This is a genomic window from Helicobacter hepaticus ATCC 51449 (assembly GCF_000007905.1).
GTDB classification, from domain to species: domain Bacteria; phylum Campylobacterota; class Campylobacteria; order Campylobacterales; family Helicobacteraceae; genus Helicobacter_C; species Helicobacter_C hepaticus.
This window is the reverse complement of record NC_004917.1, coordinates 518,861-535,243: the sequence shown is the minus strand read 5'-3', so window position 1 is coordinate 535,243 and position 16,383 is coordinate 518,861. Positions and strand designations below refer to the sequence as shown.

The 16,383-nt window shown below is 36.1% G+C and carries 18 protein-coding genes; 13 read left to right on the top strand and 5 right to left on the bottom strand.

Annotation, left to right across the window (positions count from 1 at the left end; all coding sequences use genetic code 11):
* Window positions 1-45: 45 nt before the first annotated feature.
* On the bottom strand, window positions 46-1,179 hold the full coding sequence (locus tag HH_RS02765; protein ID WP_011115399.1) for a hypothetical protein: 1,134 nt from the start codon (window positions 1,177-1,179) through the stop codon (window positions 46-48).
* Between the two features lie 210 nt (window positions 1,180-1,389).
* Between HH_RS02765 and HH_RS02760 the strand changes: the two genes are divergently transcribed.
* The 13 genes from HH_RS02760 (at window position 1,390) to rpsO (ending at window position 12,520) form a co-directional block, all read left to right on the top strand.
* On the top strand, window positions 1,390-3,237 hold the full coding sequence (locus HH_RS02760; protein ID WP_011115397.1) for a hypothetical protein: 1,848 nt from the start codon (window positions 1,390-1,392) through the stop codon (window positions 3,235-3,237).
* Between the two features lie 105 nt (window positions 3,238-3,342).
* The gene (locus tag HH_RS02755) at window positions 3,343-3,924 is read left to right on the top strand and encodes a hypothetical protein (protein ID WP_011115396.1); all 582 of its coding nucleotides are present in this window, start codon (window positions 3,343-3,345) and stop codon (window positions 3,922-3,924) included.
* Window positions 3,925-4,148: 224 nt separating this feature from the next.
* Complete coding sequence (locus tag HH_RS02750) at window positions 4,149-4,838, top strand: hypothetical protein (RefSeq protein ID WP_011115395.1); 690 nt, start codon at window positions 4,149-4,151, stop codon at window positions 4,836-4,838.
* A gap of 18 nt (window positions 4,839-4,856) precedes the next feature.
* Window positions 4,857-4,988, top strand: a complete 132-nt coding sequence (locus HH_RS09800; protein WP_011115394.1) for a hypothetical protein — start codon at window positions 4,857-4,859, stop codon at window positions 4,986-4,988.
* A 40-nt stretch (window positions 4,989-5,028) separates the two neighbouring features.
* A complete protein-coding gene (locus tag HH_RS02745; protein ID WP_011115393.1) occupies window positions 5,029-5,442 on the top strand; it encodes a hypothetical protein in 414 nt (137 codons plus the stop codon).
* On the top strand, window positions 5,439-5,999 hold the full coding sequence (locus HH_RS02740; RefSeq protein ID WP_011115392.1) for a hypothetical protein: 561 nt from the start codon (window positions 5,439-5,441) through the stop codon (window positions 5,997-5,999). The genes HH_RS02745 and HH_RS02740 overlap by 4 nt, the downstream gene beginning before the upstream one ends.
* 92 nt (window positions 6,000-6,091) lie before the next feature.
* Window positions 6,092-6,652 (top strand): pyruvate flavodoxin oxidoreductase subunit gamma, encoded by a 561-nt coding sequence (locus tag HH_RS02735; protein WP_011115391.1) that lies wholly within the window; start codon window positions 6,092-6,094, stop codon window positions 6,650-6,652.
* A 19-nt stretch (window positions 6,653-6,671) separates the two neighbouring features.
* Window positions 6,672-7,082 (top strand): 4Fe-4S dicluster domain-containing protein, encoded by a 411-nt coding sequence (locus tag HH_RS02730; RefSeq protein WP_011115390.1) that lies wholly within the window; start codon window positions 6,672-6,674, stop codon window positions 7,080-7,082.
* Window positions 7,083-7,093: 11 nt separating this feature from the next.
* Entirely contained in the window at window positions 7,094-8,314 is a 1,221-nt protein-coding gene (locus HH_RS02725) for a 2-oxoacid:ferredoxin oxidoreductase subunit alpha (RefSeq protein ID WP_011115389.1), read from the top strand.
* Window positions 8,315-8,324: 10 nt separating this feature from the next.
* Window positions 8,325-9,272, top strand: a complete 948-nt coding sequence (locus tag HH_RS02720) for a thiamine pyrophosphate-dependent enzyme (RefSeq protein WP_011115388.1) — start codon at window positions 8,325-8,327, stop codon at window positions 9,270-9,272.
* Between the two features lie 122 nt (window positions 9,273-9,394).
* The gene (rpoD, locus tag HH_RS02715) at window positions 9,395-11,266 is read left to right on the top strand and encodes an RNA polymerase sigma factor RpoD (RefSeq protein ID WP_011115387.1); all 1,872 of its coding nucleotides are present in this window, start codon (window positions 9,395-9,397) and stop codon (window positions 11,264-11,266) included.
* Window positions 11,267-11,320: 54 nt separating this feature from the next.
* The gene (locus HH_RS02710) at window positions 11,321-11,545 is read left to right on the top strand and encodes a hypothetical protein (RefSeq protein ID WP_011115386.1); all 225 of its coding nucleotides are present in this window, start codon (window positions 11,321-11,323) and stop codon (window positions 11,543-11,545) included.
* 702 nt (window positions 11,546-12,247) lie between these two features.
* Entirely contained in the window at window positions 12,248-12,520 is a 273-nt protein-coding gene (rpsO, locus tag HH_RS02705; RefSeq protein ID WP_011115383.1) for a 30S ribosomal protein S15, read from the top strand.
* A 1-nt stretch (window position 12,521) separates the two neighbouring features.
* On the opposite strand, the gene HH_RS02700 is transcribed toward rpsO, so the two are convergent.
* From HH_RS02700 to HH_RS02685, 4 genes are all read right to left on the bottom strand, one after another.
* Complete coding sequence (locus tag HH_RS02700) at window positions 12,522-13,394, bottom strand: class I SAM-dependent methyltransferase (protein WP_041308991.1); 873 nt, start codon at window positions 13,392-13,394, stop codon at window positions 12,522-12,524.
* Between the two features lie 33 nt (window positions 13,395-13,427).
* Complete coding sequence (locus HH_RS02695) at window positions 13,428-15,491, bottom strand: hypothetical protein (protein ID WP_011115381.1); 2,064 nt, start codon at window positions 15,489-15,491, stop codon at window positions 13,428-13,430.
* 102 nt (window positions 15,492-15,593) lie between these two features.
* Window positions 15,594-15,848 carry a 30S ribosomal protein S18 gene (gene rpsR / locus HH_RS02690; RefSeq protein WP_011115380.1) on the bottom strand — a complete coding sequence of 85 codons (255 nt, stop codon included), beginning with the start codon at window positions 15,846-15,848 and terminating at the stop codon, window positions 15,594-15,596.
* Between the two features lie 18 nt (window positions 15,849-15,866).
* Window positions 15,867-16,379 (bottom strand): single-stranded DNA-binding protein, encoded by a 513-nt coding sequence (locus tag HH_RS02685; protein ID WP_011115379.1) that lies wholly within the window; start codon window positions 16,377-16,379, stop codon window positions 15,867-15,869.
* Window positions 16,380-16,383 lie beyond the last annotated feature (4 nt).

The window sequence follows — 16,383 nt, the reverse complement described above, 5'->3', positions numbered from 1 at the left end:
TAAAGGCGAAAATGGAGAATGCCCTTTGCTTAAAGCCTTACAATCTTATACTAAGAGATTTTGCGGGATTTCCTCAATCCTCGCAAACATCTTGGAAGTCTCATCATCTACCACAACCGCTTCACCTTTTTCAAGGCTTTCTAAACCTTGCATAAATTTTTGCAAAGAAAGAAAATAAGCCAAATCCCACTCGTCCTCTTCAAATATCGTGCCATACTTGTTTCCCTTTGTGGTGAGGATTTTATACTCCTCAATCTTGCCTTGCAAAAAGCTCTCAAAGTCCTTGCCCTGCGCGTTTTTTCTGCCCTTGTGAAGCCCAAGAAAGAGTGCGTATTCTAGCACTTCTAAGGTTTCATCCTCAAACATCGCAAAGACAAAAGGCACAATTTCTCCCTTTGGCTTGGTATATACATCATCGTTGCTAAGCCCTTTAAGGTCTTTTGCGTTTAAAAACAAACTTAGCCCCGCTTTTGGCAAAGCAAAGAAGCTATTATCTAGCACTTCCTCGCTAAAAAGCTTGTTTTTAAGTGCGTAGATAAAAACTTGCTGCGCTCCTGTAAAAGTGTCTCTGTAATTATGCACCGCATTGTAATAAGAAAACGCCTCGGTGTAAATTTCACCAATACTAAAAGGGCTTAGCAAATCCCATATCTTTTTTAAAGTCTCTCCCTTTTTTATCCCTAAACACTCAAATTCTTTCGTTTGCGCCTCAATGTCAAGTATATCACGCCAAGCATATCTTAGCTCCTTTAAATAATCTTGCTTAAATTCCACGCCATTTTTGATAAGAAGTTCTGCAATATCTACCCTGCCACCATCTAAGGCACTTGCTAAAAAATCACGGCTTTTTTTGCCACCCTTTTGCGAAAGCAAAAAGTCTTTATCCTGTGCGTTTTGGATAATAAATTCTACAAGCTCTAAAGGCGCACATTCAAGCGCATACTTTGTTTTGGTGGTTTTTTCTTCTATCCTCACAAAGTATTCTGTATTGTTTATACATTTAAGCACTCTAGCTAAATCTTTATCGCTGATTTTCTTATTTTTCTTGCTTTCAAGGATTTGCTTTAAGCCCTCCAACGCTTGTTGCAAATGTTCTACATAAAAGCCAAACTTCTCTGCTGAGTAGGGTCGTTCTTTTATAAAATCACAAACTGCTTTGATGTCTTTAAGTTGTTTCATTTTTTCTCCCTTGAATCATTCTTGCGTGCTACATTATATTGTTTTTTTGTAATCAAGTCCAGGCGTTGAATCCGCAGACAAAAGATTCTAAAAATTGCATTGAACCTTGCAAATCCCTAACGAATTTTATACAATGCTAAATGAAAACACAAATTTTGCAGAAGTGCGCTTTCATATCAAAGAGTTTCAAAAGGTGTAAAAGGAGAAAGTTTGCGATTAGAATCTATTGTTGTGATAGCCGTGCTTCTTGTGCTTGCTTGTGCAAGTTTCTTTTTAATTGTCAATGTATTTGAGTTAAGCCATACAAGTATTGCGCTTATCATTTTTATTTTAGGGCTGATTTGCGCAAAATTTGTCTTTCCTATGATGATAAAAGCCAAAGTAAATCAAAAGAATAAAGAATCTAACAAAGAGGCGCATACAACGAAAAGAGCAAAAGAAAAAGCCATAAAGATAGAGGCACAAGATAGGAGTGATGATTCTATTGAGATATTTCATACAGAAACATTTGACCAAACTATGGATAGAATGAAAAATATTATGCAATCAGTAAGAGATGCAAGTAATGCAATGGAGCAAGATATTGAAGAATACGATGAAGTAAGCAGTGAGTATAAGGAAATGTATCTGCAAAAAGAGAAGCAAAATGCGTTTATTGCAGTTTTCAAACTCTCAAATGAGGAGTATGCAAAACTCACACCAAAAGACTTTCAAAATTACCAAAAAGAGCTCAATTCCTTGATTAAGAATTTTGTCATTGCCATTGAACATTTTGAGGAGGAATTAGAGGTAGAATATACGCAAAACTTGCGCAATATGCTAGAGGATAAAGAAAGCGTTATTTTTGTAGAGAGTTTTCTCCCGTTAAGCTTACCAAAGAGTTTAAGATTTTTGAGTGAGGAATCTAAACAATTACTTAAAGGAGCGAATCGCACTTTGTTTTTGAATCTTATAAGAGCTGGAGCAGAGGTAGAATGGGAGCTTGTGGAACAAGCGGAAAATGCTGCACAATGGTATATTTCATCACAGCTGCAAAGATACAATCTCTATCAAGCATTGCGAAAAAACAAAGATTCTAAACTTTGTGATGAAAAATATTCCATAAGTGATGAGCAAAAAGAAGCCTTTGTGCTTTCACTTCCTACAACCAAAATCCTACAAGAACTTTGTGCGATTCTTAGGTCTGCCTATTATACAGATGGCACGGTGCAAATAAGGGCTTTGCAAAGTCTCGTGCAAGAATCCGAACTTGATGAGTGGATTTTGCCTCAATATGAGGAACTTTTCATAGGTGGGGAAGCTACCAATTATGATTGGCAATTACTTTCTTATGAGAGGGTGCAAAATCAGCAAAACTATGATGAAGCCTATAATGCAACCATAGAAAAACTTAAAAAATCTCTACAATCTGGAGAGCAGACACTCTTTTATGAGGATATTTTAAAATATGAAGATTCTCTAAAAAATAGGGTAGATTCTCAAATACTACACAAAAGAGGCAAAGCAAAAAGACAAATGGGTAATAAAGAGGTAGATAGCACAGACAGAGAGGGTGCTTATGATATGCTTTTTAAGGCAATTATGCTTTCAGATTTTGATTTGTTTGAGGAGGCAATCGCTAATGGAGCAGACGCAAATGGTGTAGTAAGTGCAAAACAAGCGGAGAGCGAACTTGCAAGGGAGCAATATTTGTGTGAAGAGGGTGCAAGTCATTATGCTATGGCGGTTGGCAAAATTTTAGATTGCATAGCACTTGATGATGAGGATTTGAGCGAGGAATCTTTGAAAGAAGAATGTGAGGAAAGCTTTAAGATTGTCTATGCGATGAGGGATTTAAAGCCAAGTGAAGAGGCATTAGAATTTACAAAAGAAATGCTGCAAGATACACACGATGACTGGTGGTATGAAGCTTACAAAGAAGCTGATGAGTTTGGCTATGAAGGCGATTTAGATGATGAGGAGGCACTGCATACTTGGCTAAGAAATCATAAGCCTTTAACATACTTTGAAGTGCTAGGCAAAGAGCTAGGTTTGGATTTGGAATTAAGCTGGGAGTGAAGTAAGGCTCTAAGGATAAAAATATAAAATCAATACTAAATGATTTGATATAGAATCTTGTTTGTTGCATTAAGGCTTAAAAAATAAATTTTAAAAGGAAAAACAATGACAAGAGAACAAGCAGAATTGATTATTAAGGAAGAGGGGTTAATAGAAGCAGAATGGAATAAGTATGGTGAAGCGGGTGGGGAGTATTATTTCATCATTTGGTTTAATCCTAACAATAATAAATATGAAACTATTTACATTGGAGAGCGAGGGGGCGTTGAAGATGAATATGCCTTTGATTATGAAAGAGAAGCAATAGATAAAATGCTACAAATGAATTATTGGCAGAAAAAACATATGTATGGAGACATCAAAGGATATTTAACAAAAGAACTTGCTTTACAAGTCATCAAAGATGAGAATTTAGAAGTCATTTGGTATGATGAGGCTTTGAAGCCTTTGAGTGCTGGAATTAAGCACGATAAACAAAGAGATAAATACATTTCTTTTATCACAAATTCTAAGGCAGAGCTGATAGAGTGGAGGAATATTGAGTTTAATGGTGATGAGGAATTTAAGGGGAAAATATATAATGATGAGTATCTAGCCCTTTACGCCCTTATCAATCGTGCAAGAATGATAAAGCAAAATAAAATTAGCTTTAGCAGCATATCAAAGAAAGAAATGTTAAGGCATTAGAATCTAGATTCTTTGGCTATTACCTTAAGATATGACAGGGAAAAGGGTTGGATTCTTCACTTTCGTTCAGAGTGACAAGATAGATTATAGATTCTAAATATATAAAAAATCATACAAAAATAAAAGATATAAGCCACCCTTTATATTTATGTTCAAATCTTATAATAGAGAAGGTAGTCTTTATCAATAATTTTAGATTTAATAATGGGAGTAAAACACTTTAAATGTCTCAACAAGAATTCTTAGATGAAATTGTTATAAATTTTTGCAAAAAGCTAGACAAATTTTCAGCACAATATGGCTTAAAAACAGAGGAATTTATAACTTTTGGTGTTTTTGATAATTTACTTTTTACTTTTGAACATTATTTAGAACAAGAGGAAGATTGCATAAGTCTTGATGTTTCTTTTAGGGTGAAATCCATAAAAAGCGATGAGATTCTATGTGCTAGCCTAGAGATTGATGAGCCTGATTTGGACTTTAAAATCTTAAATGAATATGGCGTAAGGTCTTTTCCATTTTCCTTTAAAAGTATGGAATTTTCCAATATGCAAGAATTGCAAGAATTTGCTTTAGATGATATGCCTAGTGATTCTTATCATAATTTTTTGAGTGCCTACAAGGAGAGCATAGAATCTCTTTTGGAAGCCTTTAAAATCGACACATCTAGCACGATACAAGGACTTTATGATTTTATTTATAAATACGAAAATAATAAAGATGTGTTTTGGAAAGATAGAACCCTAATGCAAATTTTACTTCTTATAGAGTTAAACCAAAAAGAACAAGCACTTAAGATTTTAAAAAATGACCCAAGAACTAATGAAGAACGTAAGATTTCTATAGAATATGATAATGAGGAAGTAGAAATATTTGATATTTTGATTTATTCTTTGGAGAATAATATTATATGAATATCTCAAGCCAAAAAGATGTATTTAGACTACGATTGCAATACTTTTTATATGGCAAGGACTGATGAGCAGATTTTGAATTATCTTAATGACGAGGAATTAAGGCAAGATTTGCAAAGCTTTGTGGAATCCAAGGCAAAAGGCAAATAAATCACGGGGCTTTTGGGAATCCTCTAAAAGGAGAAAGAAAATGAAGTTTAAGAATATAAAACACGGAATCCCCTTTCAAAGAGAGTTTGAGTTAGAGGGTGCAAACATTGACTTGCGCAATGATTTTTGCTTGTATAAAATCACAAACAGCGCAAAGACTTTGGAGCTGTTTTTCAAATCAAATAAAACAAATATATGTGATGTAAAAATGACTTTTTGGGGTTGTGAGTTATTACACTTATGCGCGTATTGTGAGGATTTAGGGAAATGTCAAGCTCATTTTATAGATTTAGTAAGGACGAATTGGGACAATATGACAGGCTATATTGAAAAAGATGATGAAATGCTCCTTAGCCTATATTTTGATGAAGATTTGGAATCCATTACTTTGTATTGCAAGAGCTTTGAAATAGTTTTTGTGCAAGAAAATGCCCAGTCAAAGGAAAAACAATGACAAGAGAACAAGCGGAGCTAATCATCAAAGAGGAGCAGTTAATTTATACAGATTGGTATCCTTCTTATAAGCACGTAGGAGAATTTCATCTTACTATGTGGTTTGATTCTAAAAGTAATAAATTCGAGGTGCTTTACATTGGAGAACGAGGCTGTGTCGAGCGTGAATATGCCTTTGATTATGAAAGAGAAGCAATCGATAAAATGCTACAAATGAATTATTGGCGTAAATATTATGATAATGAAATAGACTTGAGCGGTGATGATAGAAAAGAACTCGCTTTACAAGTCATCAAAGAGGAACGTTTGCAAGTCATTTGGGACAATGAGGCTTTGAAGCCCTTATGTGCGGGTATTAAGCACGATAAACAAAGAGATAAATATATTTCTTTTATCACAGATTCTAAAGCAGAAGTGATAGAGTGGAGGAGTATTGAGTTTGAGGGAGATAGATATAGTGAAACTTTTGAAGAAGTATTTAGTGATGAGGATACAGCCCTCTATGCGCTTATTAATCGTGCTAGAATGATAAAACAAGGAAAGATAATTTTGTGTTAAGGTATCTTTATCAAGATTGTTTCAAAATGATACTAATTTAAGCAAATTCTCGTTAAAATCACATTTAAATCTATTGAAAGAAAGGAGATACAATGCTTGAGATACGATGGCATTCTCGTGCTGGGCAGGGTGCTGTAACAGGTGCAAAAGGACTTGCTGATGTAATTGCAGGCACAGGCAAGGAAGTGCAAGCTTTTGCGTTTTATGGATCGGCAAAGCGTGGTGCTTCAATGACAGCTTATAATAGGATAGATTCAGAACCCATTCTTAACCACGAGAAATTTATGAATCCAGATTATATTTTGGTTATTGATCCGGGATTGGTTTTTATTACAAATATTTGTTTATATGACAAACCTTCTACAAAATATATCATTACAACGCGTTTGAGCAAAGAAGAGCTGATTGCAAAAAAACCTGAGCTTGCAAGCAAAGAGATTTATACACTTGATTGTATTCAAATCTCTATTGATGCGATTGGTAAATCTGTCCCAAATGCACCTATGCTTGGGGCGTTAATGAGGGTTTCAGGTATGCTTGAAATTGATTTCTTTTTAGAATCTTTTTCTAAAGTGCTTGGTAAAAAGCTTCCTCCTCAAGTTATTGAGGCAAATAAGGTGGCAATTAGACGAGCCTATGAGGAAGTCAAATAATAAAGCAAAGGAGAGATTTATGGATAAATTAAAAGATTGGGACAAATTTGAAATCGGCTCTGTGCTTTTTCCTTTCAAAAAGGGTGTAGATGGCAGAAAGGAGCTTTATAAATATGAAAGGACTTATAGTGGAGATAGTTCTTTTACAGATAGTGTGGCTCATTGGCGTGTAGAGAAGCCTGTGCATAATAGTGAAATTTGTATTAATTGCTTTAATTGTTGGGTATTTTGTCCTGATGCGGCAATCCTTACAAGAGATGAGAAACTTGCAGGAGTAGATTATGTGCATTGTAAAGGTTGTGGAGTGTGTGTAGATGTATGTCCTACAAATCCTAAGTCATTGCTTATGTTTAGCGACCATAAAGCGAATGAAGAAGCACTTAAAGAGTGGCCAGCTAAAGAATCTAAAAAACCACAGAACAATGCGTAGAGGAGGAAATAATGGCTAAAACAATGGAATTACGAACGATTGAGGTGTGGGACGGGAATATGGCAGCCTCTCAAGCACTGCGTCAAGCACAAATTGATGTGGTAGCAGCTTATCCTATTACACCTTCAACTCCGATTGTGCAAAATTATGGAAGTTTTGTGAGTAATGGTTATATTGATGGTGAGTTTGTTATGGTGGAATCTGAACACGCTGCTATGAGTGCGTGTGTAGGTGCAGCTGCAGCTGGAGGAAGAGTAGCAACTGCGACAAGCTCTCAAGGTTTTGCTCTTATGGTAGAGGTGCTTTATCAGGCTTCTGGTATGCGCTTACCTATTGTTTTAAATCTTGTCAATCGTGCGCTTGCTGCGCCGCTTAATGTCAATGGTGACCATTCTGATATGTATCTTAGCCGCGATACAGGTTGGATAAATCTTGCTACCTATAATCCCCAAGAAGCATATGATTTTAATCTTATGGCATTTAAGATTGCAGAAGATAAACGCGTGAGAGTGCCCGTAATTGTGAATCAAGATGGTTTTATTTGCTCTCATACAGCCCAATCAGTGCGTCCATTTACTGATGAAGAGGCATATAAGTTTATTGGCGATTATATCCCACATAATCCTATGCTTGATTTTGCTAATCCTATCACTTATGGAGCGCAGACAGAGGAAGATTGGCATTTTGAGCATAAGGCACAATTACATAAGGGCATTATGGATTCGGCTGCAGTGATAGAGGAAGTATTTGAATCTTTTGCAAAAGTGTCGGGACGCAAATATAATCTTGTTGAGACCTATATGTGTGAAGATGCGGAGGTAGCAATTGTTGCACTTGGCACAAGTGTAGAATCTGCTCGCGTGGCAGCTAAAAAAGTGCGTGAGGAAAAGGGAATTAAAGCAGGAGTGCTTTCAATCCGCACTTTGCGTCCTTTTCCTTTTAAGCAAATAGGAGAAGCACTCAAATCTCTTAAGGCTGTAGCGTGTTTAGATAGAAGTCTTCCTGCTGGTGCGCTTGGTATGCTATTTAACGAATTTTCTGCTGCGGCTTTATCTGCTGGTGCGCACCCTGTGATGTCAAATTATATCTATGGACTTGGCGGACGTGATTTGACTCAGGCACATTTGGAAGGTATTTTTAATGAGCTTGATGCAAATGTAAAAGCTGGCAAACTTACACACCCAGTTCAACAAATGTTAGGGCTTCGCGGACCTAAAATGAGCTTTTTTTAAGGAGAGTATGATGGTAAAAGAAGTTAAAAATCTTAAAGAGTTTCAAAAATCATCAAAGAAATTTGAAGGTGCGCATTTACTTTGCCCAGGTTGTGCGCACGGAATGATTGTGCGTGAAGTATTAAGTGCGGTTGATGGACCTATTATTTTAGGAAATTCGACAGGTTGCCTTGAGGTTTCAAGCGCAGTATATCCGCATACAAGCTGGGACGTGCCTTGGATACATATTGGTTTCGAAAATGGTTCTACTGCTGTGGCTGGTGCAGAAGCTATGTATAAAGCACTTGTACGTAAAGGCAGATACACAGGCGAAAAACCTAAATTTGTTGCATTTGGTGGTGATGGCGCGACTTATGATATTGGATTCCAATGGATTAGCGGGTGCTTTGAGCGCGGACACGATATGACTTATATTTGTCTTGATAATGAAGTGTATGCAAACACAGGTGGGCAGAGAAGTGGCTCTACACCGCTGGGTTCTAGCACTTCAACAACTCCTGCAGGAAGTGCAAGCTATGGTAAAAAAGAGCGCAAAAAAGATTTACTCTTTATAATGGCAGCACATCACGCTCCTTATGTCGCTCAAGTCGCTCCAAATAAATGGAAAGATATGAACAAAAAAATTAAACGTGCCATTGATACAGAGGGACCGACATTTATTAATGCAATGAGTGCTTGCACAACAGAATGGCGATTTGAATCTAACAAAACCGTTGAAATCAGTGATTTAGCTGTGGATTCTCTTGTGTTTCCATTGTTTGAAATTATTAATGGCGTAGAATTGCACATTACTTATCGCCCACGTAATGTTGTTCCAGTGCGCGATTATTTAGGTGCACAAGGGCGTTTCAAGCATCTTTTTAAACCTGAAAATGAGCATATTATTAAACAATTCCAAAAAGATGTGGAAGCACGTTGGGAATATCTCCAACGTAGAGAAGAAATTAATCCTAAATAAGAACTCTTAGTAGCCTAATAAAGCAATTAGGCTACAGAATAAAGGGTGCATATTAATAAAGTTTTTATGCAATCTTAGATAAAATTGCCGATTTTGTTATATTCCATTGCAAGGACATCATTATGTCAGAAAAATCCGATAAGGTCAGCAAAAAATCAAAAGAAGTCAATGCTGAATTAGAAAGTCTTTTTAAAGAAGAAGATAGCGATTATATCACTTATGAAAAAATTGCCCAAATTATCCTTAAAGCTCCTACTGCTGCACAAGTTAAGAAAATTAAAGACTTAAGTAAAAAATATAAAAAACAGCTTTTAAGTTCGTCAGAAATTGCAAAAATGCTCAATACTCAAGAGCAGATTAAACGTCAAGCTGATAAGAAAAAAATGCTTAATGAAGAGCTTGAAGATGAATTTGATTTTATGAAAGATAAGGAATTGCTTGAATGGAGCAGAAGTGATAGTCCTGTGCGTATGTATTTGCGTGAAATGGGACAAATTTCGCTTTTGACAAAAGAAGAAGAAATCAGTTTAAGTAAAAAAATAGAATTAGGTGAAAATACTATTCTTGATGCAATTTGCTCTGTGCCTTATTTGATTGATTTTATTTATGATTACAAAGATGCTCTTATCAATCGTGAGCGACGTGTAAAAGAGCTTTTTAAAAGTTTTGATGATGAAGAGGAAGAGAATGAAGAGGAAGAGGAAGAATTTGATATGCTTGATGATGAAGAGGCATCACGCAAATCTAATTCTAAAAAAGACCAAAAACGTATAGAAAAAGTTATGGAAAGCTTTAAAGCACTTGATAAGGCAAAAAAAGAATGGCTCAAAGTGCTTGAAACACCAATAGTAGAGGGAGAAGATGAGTTGGCTCATATTTTGCTCCTCTCGCATAAAAAGCATATTTTGAAAATGAAGCTTTTGGATTTAGGACCAACAAGTAAGCTTATTGGTGAGCTTGTGAAAGCAATGGAAAACACTCTAAAGAGTGGCGATGGCTTTGAACGTGAGTTAAAACGTTTAGAGTATAAATTGCCATTGTTTAATGATATGCTTGTGGAAAATCATCAAAAAATACTTGCTAATATCACAACGATGAGTCGTGATGAGATTGCTGCAATGGTGCCAGAAACAACAATGGTGAGTGTATATGTAGAACTTAAAAAGCTTTTTCAAACGAAAGAAGCAAGCGAAGGGGGTTTTAATTTAGAGCCTGAAAAGCTTAAAGAAATTCTAGAGCAGATTAAGCGCGGTAAGTCTATCTCCGATAAAGCAAAGGCAAAAATGGCAAAATCTAATCTTCGACTTGTGGTAAGCATTGCCAAACGCTATACAAATCGTGGTTTGCCATTTCTTGATTTAATCCAAGAGGGCAATATTGGGCTAATGAAAGCAGTGGATAAGTTTGAATATAAAAAGGGCTTTAAGTTTTCAACTTATGCTACTTGGTGGATTAGACAAGCAATTTCTCGTGCTATTGCCGACCAAGCACGCACAATTCGCATTCCTATCCATATGATTGAGACGATTAATAGAATCCACAAGATTATGCGCAAACACGTGCAGGAAACAGGCAAAGAGCCAGATATTGATTTTATTGCCAAAGAAGTGGGGTTACCTATTGATAAGGTAAAAAATGTGATTAAAATCACCAAAGAGCCTGTAAGTCTTGATGCACCTATTGGGAGCGATGATGATGGCAAGTTTGGGGATTTTGTAGAGGATAAGAGCTCGGTTGGTCCTATGGATTACATCCTCAAAGAGGATTTAAAAGTGCAAATTGATGAGGTGTTAGAGCAGCTTAATGATAGGGAAAAAGCAGTCATTCGTATGCGCTTTGGATTGCTTGATGATGAATCTGACCGCACTTTGGAGGAAATTGGCAAAGAACTTAATGTAACACGAGAGAGGGTGCGACAAATAGAATCTAGTGCGATTAAAAAGCTTAAACACCCAAAGGTAGGAAGAAAGCTTAAAAATTACATTGAGGAATAAGGTTGGAGAAAGCCAAATTGCTTTTTATTTTATAGATTTGGAGGGGAGAAGCGTTTGCTTTTAGAAAAAGTAAAATTTATATTGTTAGGGATAAGCTTTGTTTCATTACTACTTGGAAATGAGATTCCACAATTATACAATATTTCACTTTTAAGTAATAATGGGACGATGTTTTCTAATACACTCTCGCCTGAAATGGCAGATGGGAGGTATTGGGTGGATTTTGATGGCGAAGTAGAGTTTACCGGTGTGTTTGAAATGACTTATGAATTTAACTAAGGTGCTTGGAATTGGGTATTTTACCCTGATAGCAACCTTGAGCTTCCTTTTTCGTTTGACCCATATAAACAAGGAGTTTATGATAAGCAACTCAAGAAATGGGACTATAAGAACGCTTCTTTTAATAAAAAGATTGATTTGGGTATCCTTGTAGGGATTGATGAAGTATATAAAATCCTCCCTTATGATTTACAGGCAAAAGAGATAATTTTTGGTACAGTCGCAGTGAGGGCACAGGTGGTATTGAAGTATTATGGATTTGATGGAACAAAAGATTTTCCTATAAAAAGGTAGGGCATATAAAAAAATTTAAAGCACTTTCTCCAATATCCAAGCATTATTATGAGATTGGCATTGCACCGCATTTACAACAATTCCCTAAAACAAAGGATAGTTATATTAATTTAAGAGGTGAGCCAAAAAATGATGGCAAAAAGGCAGGAGAGATTATCGCGCAAATCCAAGTGGAAGATTTAAAAAATAAAAATGCTTTTGTTTATTATATATGGGGACGAAGTATTGGTGAATGGCTAAGAGTCTTTTACTTTCCACCTTCAGCCAAAAGTGGTAAGGACGCTATATTAGGTTATATCCATATCTTCACAAATTGAGAGCAAAAAGCAAAAATAGCGTATTTTATGTATTTTTTAGATTTTTAAGATAGAATCCAAACTTTATTTTATACCAATCAAGGAGGTCAAAATGGCTTTAGATATGGCGAAGAAGAAAGAGATTATTGCTAAATTCGCACGAGATAGTAAGGATACAGGCTCAAGTGAGGTGCAAATCGCATTGCTTTCACAAAGAATTGCAGATTTAACAGAGCATTTAAAAGCTAATCCAAAAGACCATTCAAGTCGTTTGGGGCTTTTAAAGCTTGTAGGGCAGAGAAAATCGCTCCTTTCTTATCTTAAAAAGACGCAATATAATCGTTATGCAAAACTTATCGGTGAGCTTAAACTCAAAGACAGATAAGCTATTTTTTTGCAAATTCAAATAAGCCAAAGCAACAACTTCTTTTATGTGCTTTTGGCATAGATTCGAGTGCTTCCTTATTGATGTGTAGATTGTTATTTTCCCATTTCATACATTCTATCACATCAAAATCTTTTATATAGCCCATTTCAATAATTTGCATAGAATCTAGGCTATCAATAATAGTTTGTGGTTTGTAAATGCGGTGGGCATTGAAACAAAGCCTATCCTCATCTGCCACAGGCACACTTAGATAAAGCCGTCCATTGGGTTTTAATACTCTTTGAAAGGCTTTTAATGCTCCCTCCCACGCATCTGGTTCTATGGGGTCTCCATAACGCCCAAGTCCAAAATGTTCTATACTACATAGTGCAGAGAGTGAGTGGATAGAATTATCAGCTATATTTTCTAAACGCGTAGCATTGGCTTGAATATATATTATGCCCCCCCCCCCGTTGTTTAAAAAGCTCGTATTAAATTGATTATTCATTGGACGTATATCAAGCAAGGTAATTTTTTGATTATAAGCGAGACAATGCGCGATAAAATCCCTCACACTAGAGCCTACATCATAATGCACATCGGGTTTATGAGCTAAAACTTTACGCGCTCCCCAAATATCTTGTATAAAATATTGTGAATCTATAACACCATTAGGTGCATACTTATCCCCTAAGCACAAATAATCCCACTCACTATCAATCACAAATCGTTTATCCATATTAAGACGTGTATAGTCTGTCTTATCTTTGGCAATTTCTTGGTTGCTCATTATTTCGCCTCCACTCGCTCCATTTGTAATAAGCCACATTTGATAAAATGGGCGTGATATTTCTCTTAAAATTTTTTTCCATATGGGCATTTTTTGTTTCATTTTATTCCTTTTGTATGGGTTTAGATTAAGAAATTATATTATTTGTTTAATTGCTTTGTGTTTAAAGCGTCCGCATATAAGCAATAATAATATACAACTCATTCCGCTGAAAATAACTTCTCCAAAAGAATTAAGAGCTTTTGTGTTTGAGATCATCAAGATCCCAAAGCTCAAGCCTGTAGTAAGTGCAGAAAATACAATAGCGTGAGTTGAACGTGGATTATCCCCTTCTTTTATGGCATAGATTCCATAATCCACACTTACAACTACTAAAATGAGCAAAGCGAAAAGGTGCATCATATTTAATACGCTATGGCTTGATATGACACAGAGTGCCATACTCAAAGGAAAAAGCACAAAGCTTGCCGCACTTAAAAATGCTTTATGTGTGCTAAATGCAAGGGTTAAGAGCATAAGGCATAGCGCAATGCCAAGCACGATAAGCATAGGTTGGTAGATAGAATCTGCTAAGTTATCCATAATGCTTTGCAAAGGGCGTGCGTCAAGGTGCACATTAGATTGTGCAATTTTTTCTTGCTCTTCTACGCTCCACAGACTTTGCACATTTTCTTGTAATTTTGTAGTGTCTTTAGAATCGCTATCAGCTGCTTGCAGAGATTTTAAAAGTTCTTGTGTCTTAACAATTTGGGGTTTTGACATATGCACGAGATAATAATATTTCTCTAAATGAGATTCTCCTTCACTTTGTCTGAAGTTTATCGCACCTGTGGATTGTATAAGCCCACGCACAAAGAGCATAAGCCCCTCACTTTTATCTGCAAAGAGTAATACATCATTTTCATCTTTGTCTTGAATGTGCGCAAAAAATGCTCTTTCTTTGAGCATAGGTTTATTTTGATAATCAAGTTTAGAGAGGTCAAAATCAAGTTTAAGTTGTGTGCTTATGTAGATAAAACCTATTAGCGCTATGCTTAAAAATACAATACTCGGGATAAAGGGTTTCCTCAATGCCGAAATTACACTAAAAAGTCGTGGTGGCTTAAAACCTATGCGTGGATATATGAATGCGAAGTTAATATATGCTACGCTTAAAGAAATCATTGCATAAAGAGCAAGTTGTGATAAGAGAGGAAAAGGGATAAACAAACACGCACCAAAGCCTACCATTGTTGTAAAATAACCATAAAACACAGGAAGATTAAATGGTGGACGAGGATATGAAGATTGCTTACGAAAAGCCGCACTTTGTGTATAAAGCCCAAAGAAGTGATGATGCATCATATAATCAATGGCAATATTTGAAATGCCCATACCAAAGCTTAATGCCATAATCGTAACTTTTGGATATATGCAAAGGGTAAGCAAAATTGCAAGGGCATTAGAGAGAATGAGTGTGCAAATAGTATAAAAAGTCAAAAGTGGTATGCGAATAATCACAAAATACAGCAATACAAATACAAATGAGGCAAAACCTAAAAGAAAATTTACTTCATTTAAAATTAATTCTAGATTCTCTACACGCATAAAATCAGACGAAAAATAGCGCATATCAGGATAATCTTGAGCTATGGCTTTAAAGCTTTGTAGCGTGGATTTAATAGCTTCATCTTCAAGGTTTGCAAGCTCTACTAATACCATTAAGCCATAATCTTTTGCTATAAGGGTAGAGGAGGCTGGCGGAGCAGAAGATGCAAAATGATTTGTAAGTTGGTGTAATAAAGGAGCGAAAATCTTTTGCGCCTCAAGCGAAATAAGAGTATATTGCGAATGAGAATCAAATGAGGCGTTGTGTGGAGCGAGGATATAAGAAGTATTTTGTGCTAAAAAGGTATAGAGCTGTTTTTCTAAGGGGATATTTTCTTCAATGACAGAGGAAACATAGGGAAGAGATTGAATAATGCGAACAATATCTTGCATACGCTTTTGTGCATTTTCATCAAAGCCTTTAATCGCCACAGGCACATATTTAGAGCTAGAAAAATATCTGTATGCTTCAATCACTTCTTTATCATCATTATGTGGAAAGAGATCAAGCACCTCTTGACTTATACGCTCTGGTTCAAAAGCCCACCAAAACACACCCAAAGTTGCGAAAAAACATAATGTAAAGACAAAAAGAAGTGCATCTCTCCGCATACTTATCCTTTGAGTATAGACTTTTGATTATAGCAGAATTCTATTATTAATTTTATTTTGCACCAAAAATCAAAGCAAGTTATGGCTAATGCGGAAATGTTGCTAGATTTTAAAAGGATTCTCAACAACTTTTTTTCTATCCACGATGTAGGGGATAAGAGCCATATGTCTTGCGCGTTTGATTGCTACTTCTACACGTTCTTGCCAACGTTTTGTATTGCCTGTAAGACGTCTTGGCATAATCTTGTATCGCTCTGAGAGTGAATGCTTAAGCATTTCCACATCTTTGTAATCAATATATTCAAGCTTTGCTTCGGTATATCGGCAGTATCGTTTTGAGTATTTTTTCTTTTCCATTATTGCTCCTTGTGTTTATTAAAAAGGTATATCTTCATCATCAATGTTGATTTCGGGGATATTTTGAGGATAGTTTCCTGTCCCAATATTCCCATTTCCTTGTGGCTGCGAGTGAGTTTGATTATAGTTTGGTGAGTTATTGGTATTATGTTGCATTCCTGTATTAGAGGCATTTGTATTGTTATAAGGGTTCTCATCTCCACTAGGTTTAGAATCTAGCATTTGCATACTTTCTGCAGTAATGGTATGCCTACTTCGTTTTGCACCGCTTTGGTCGTTCCACGATTCTAAACTCAAACGTCCTTCAATGAGAATCTTGCTTCCCTTGCGCAAATATTGATTTGCTACCTCTGCACTGCGCCCAAAAAGCTTTACATCTATAAAGCATACTTCTTCACCTTGAGAGCCATCTTGCTTTTTGAATCTCCTATTGCTTGCTAATCCAATGGTAGCTAGAGCGCTCCCACTAGGCAAATATCGGAGTTCCACATCTCGTGTAAGATTTCCTATTATAATCACCTTATTATACATCTAG

Bases quoted from the DNA above. Each gene is read 5' to 3' on its own strand.
- rpsR (WP_011115380.1), bottom strand. From the start codon at position 15,848: ATGGAAAAGAAAAAATACTCAAAACGATACTGCCGATATACCGAAGCA.
- HH_RS02695 (WP_011115381.1), bottom strand. From the start codon at position 15,491: ATGCGGAGAGATGCACTTCTTTTTGTCTTTACATTATGTTTTTTCGCA.
- HH_RS02735 (WP_011115391.1), top strand. From the start codon at position 6,092: ATGCTTGAGATACGATGGCATTCTCGTGCTGGGCAGGGTGCTGTAACA.
- rpsO (WP_011115383.1), top strand. From the start codon at position 12,248: ATGGCTTTAGATATGGCGAAGAAGAAAGAGATTATTGCTAAATTCGCA.
- HH_RS02745 (WP_011115393.1), top strand. From the start codon at position 5,029: ATGAAGTTTAAGAATATAAAACACGGAATCCCCTTTCAAAGAGAGTTT.
- HH_RS02730 (WP_011115390.1), top strand. From the start codon at position 6,672: ATGGATAAATTAAAAGATTGGGACAAATTTGAAATCGGCTCTGTGCTT.
- HH_RS02750 (WP_011115395.1), top strand. From the start codon at position 4,149: ATGTCTCAACAAGAATTCTTAGATGAAATTGTTATAAATTTTTGCAAA.
- HH_RS02685 (WP_011115379.1), bottom strand. From the start codon at position 16,379: ATGTATAATAAGGTGATTATAATAGGAAATCTTACACGAGATGTGGAA.
- HH_RS02720 (WP_011115388.1), top strand. From the start codon at position 8,325: ATGGTAAAAGAAGTTAAAAATCTTAAAGAGTTTCAAAAATCATCAAAG.
- rpoD (WP_011115387.1), top strand. From the start codon at position 9,395: ATGTCAGAAAAATCCGATAAGGTCAGCAAAAAATCAAAAGAAGTCAAT.
- HH_RS09800 (WP_011115394.1), top strand. From the start codon at position 4,857: ATGTATTTAGACTACGATTGCAATACTTTTTATATGGCAAGGACTGAT.
- HH_RS02755 (WP_011115396.1), top strand. From the start codon at position 3,343: ATGACAAGAGAACAAGCAGAATTGATTATTAAGGAAGAGGGGTTAATA.
- HH_RS02725 (WP_011115389.1), top strand. From the start codon at position 7,094: ATGGCTAAAACAATGGAATTACGAACGATTGAGGTGTGGGACGGGAAT.
- HH_RS02700 (WP_041308991.1), bottom strand. From the start codon at position 13,394: ATGAAACAAAAAATGCCCATATGGAAAAAAATTTTAAGAGAAATATCA.
- HH_RS02740 (WP_011115392.1), top strand. From the start codon at position 5,439: ATGACAAGAGAACAAGCGGAGCTAATCATCAAAGAGGAGCAGTTAATT.
- HH_RS02765 (WP_011115399.1), bottom strand. From the start codon at position 1,179: ATGAAACAACTTAAAGACATCAAAGCAGTTTGTGATTTTATAAAAGAA.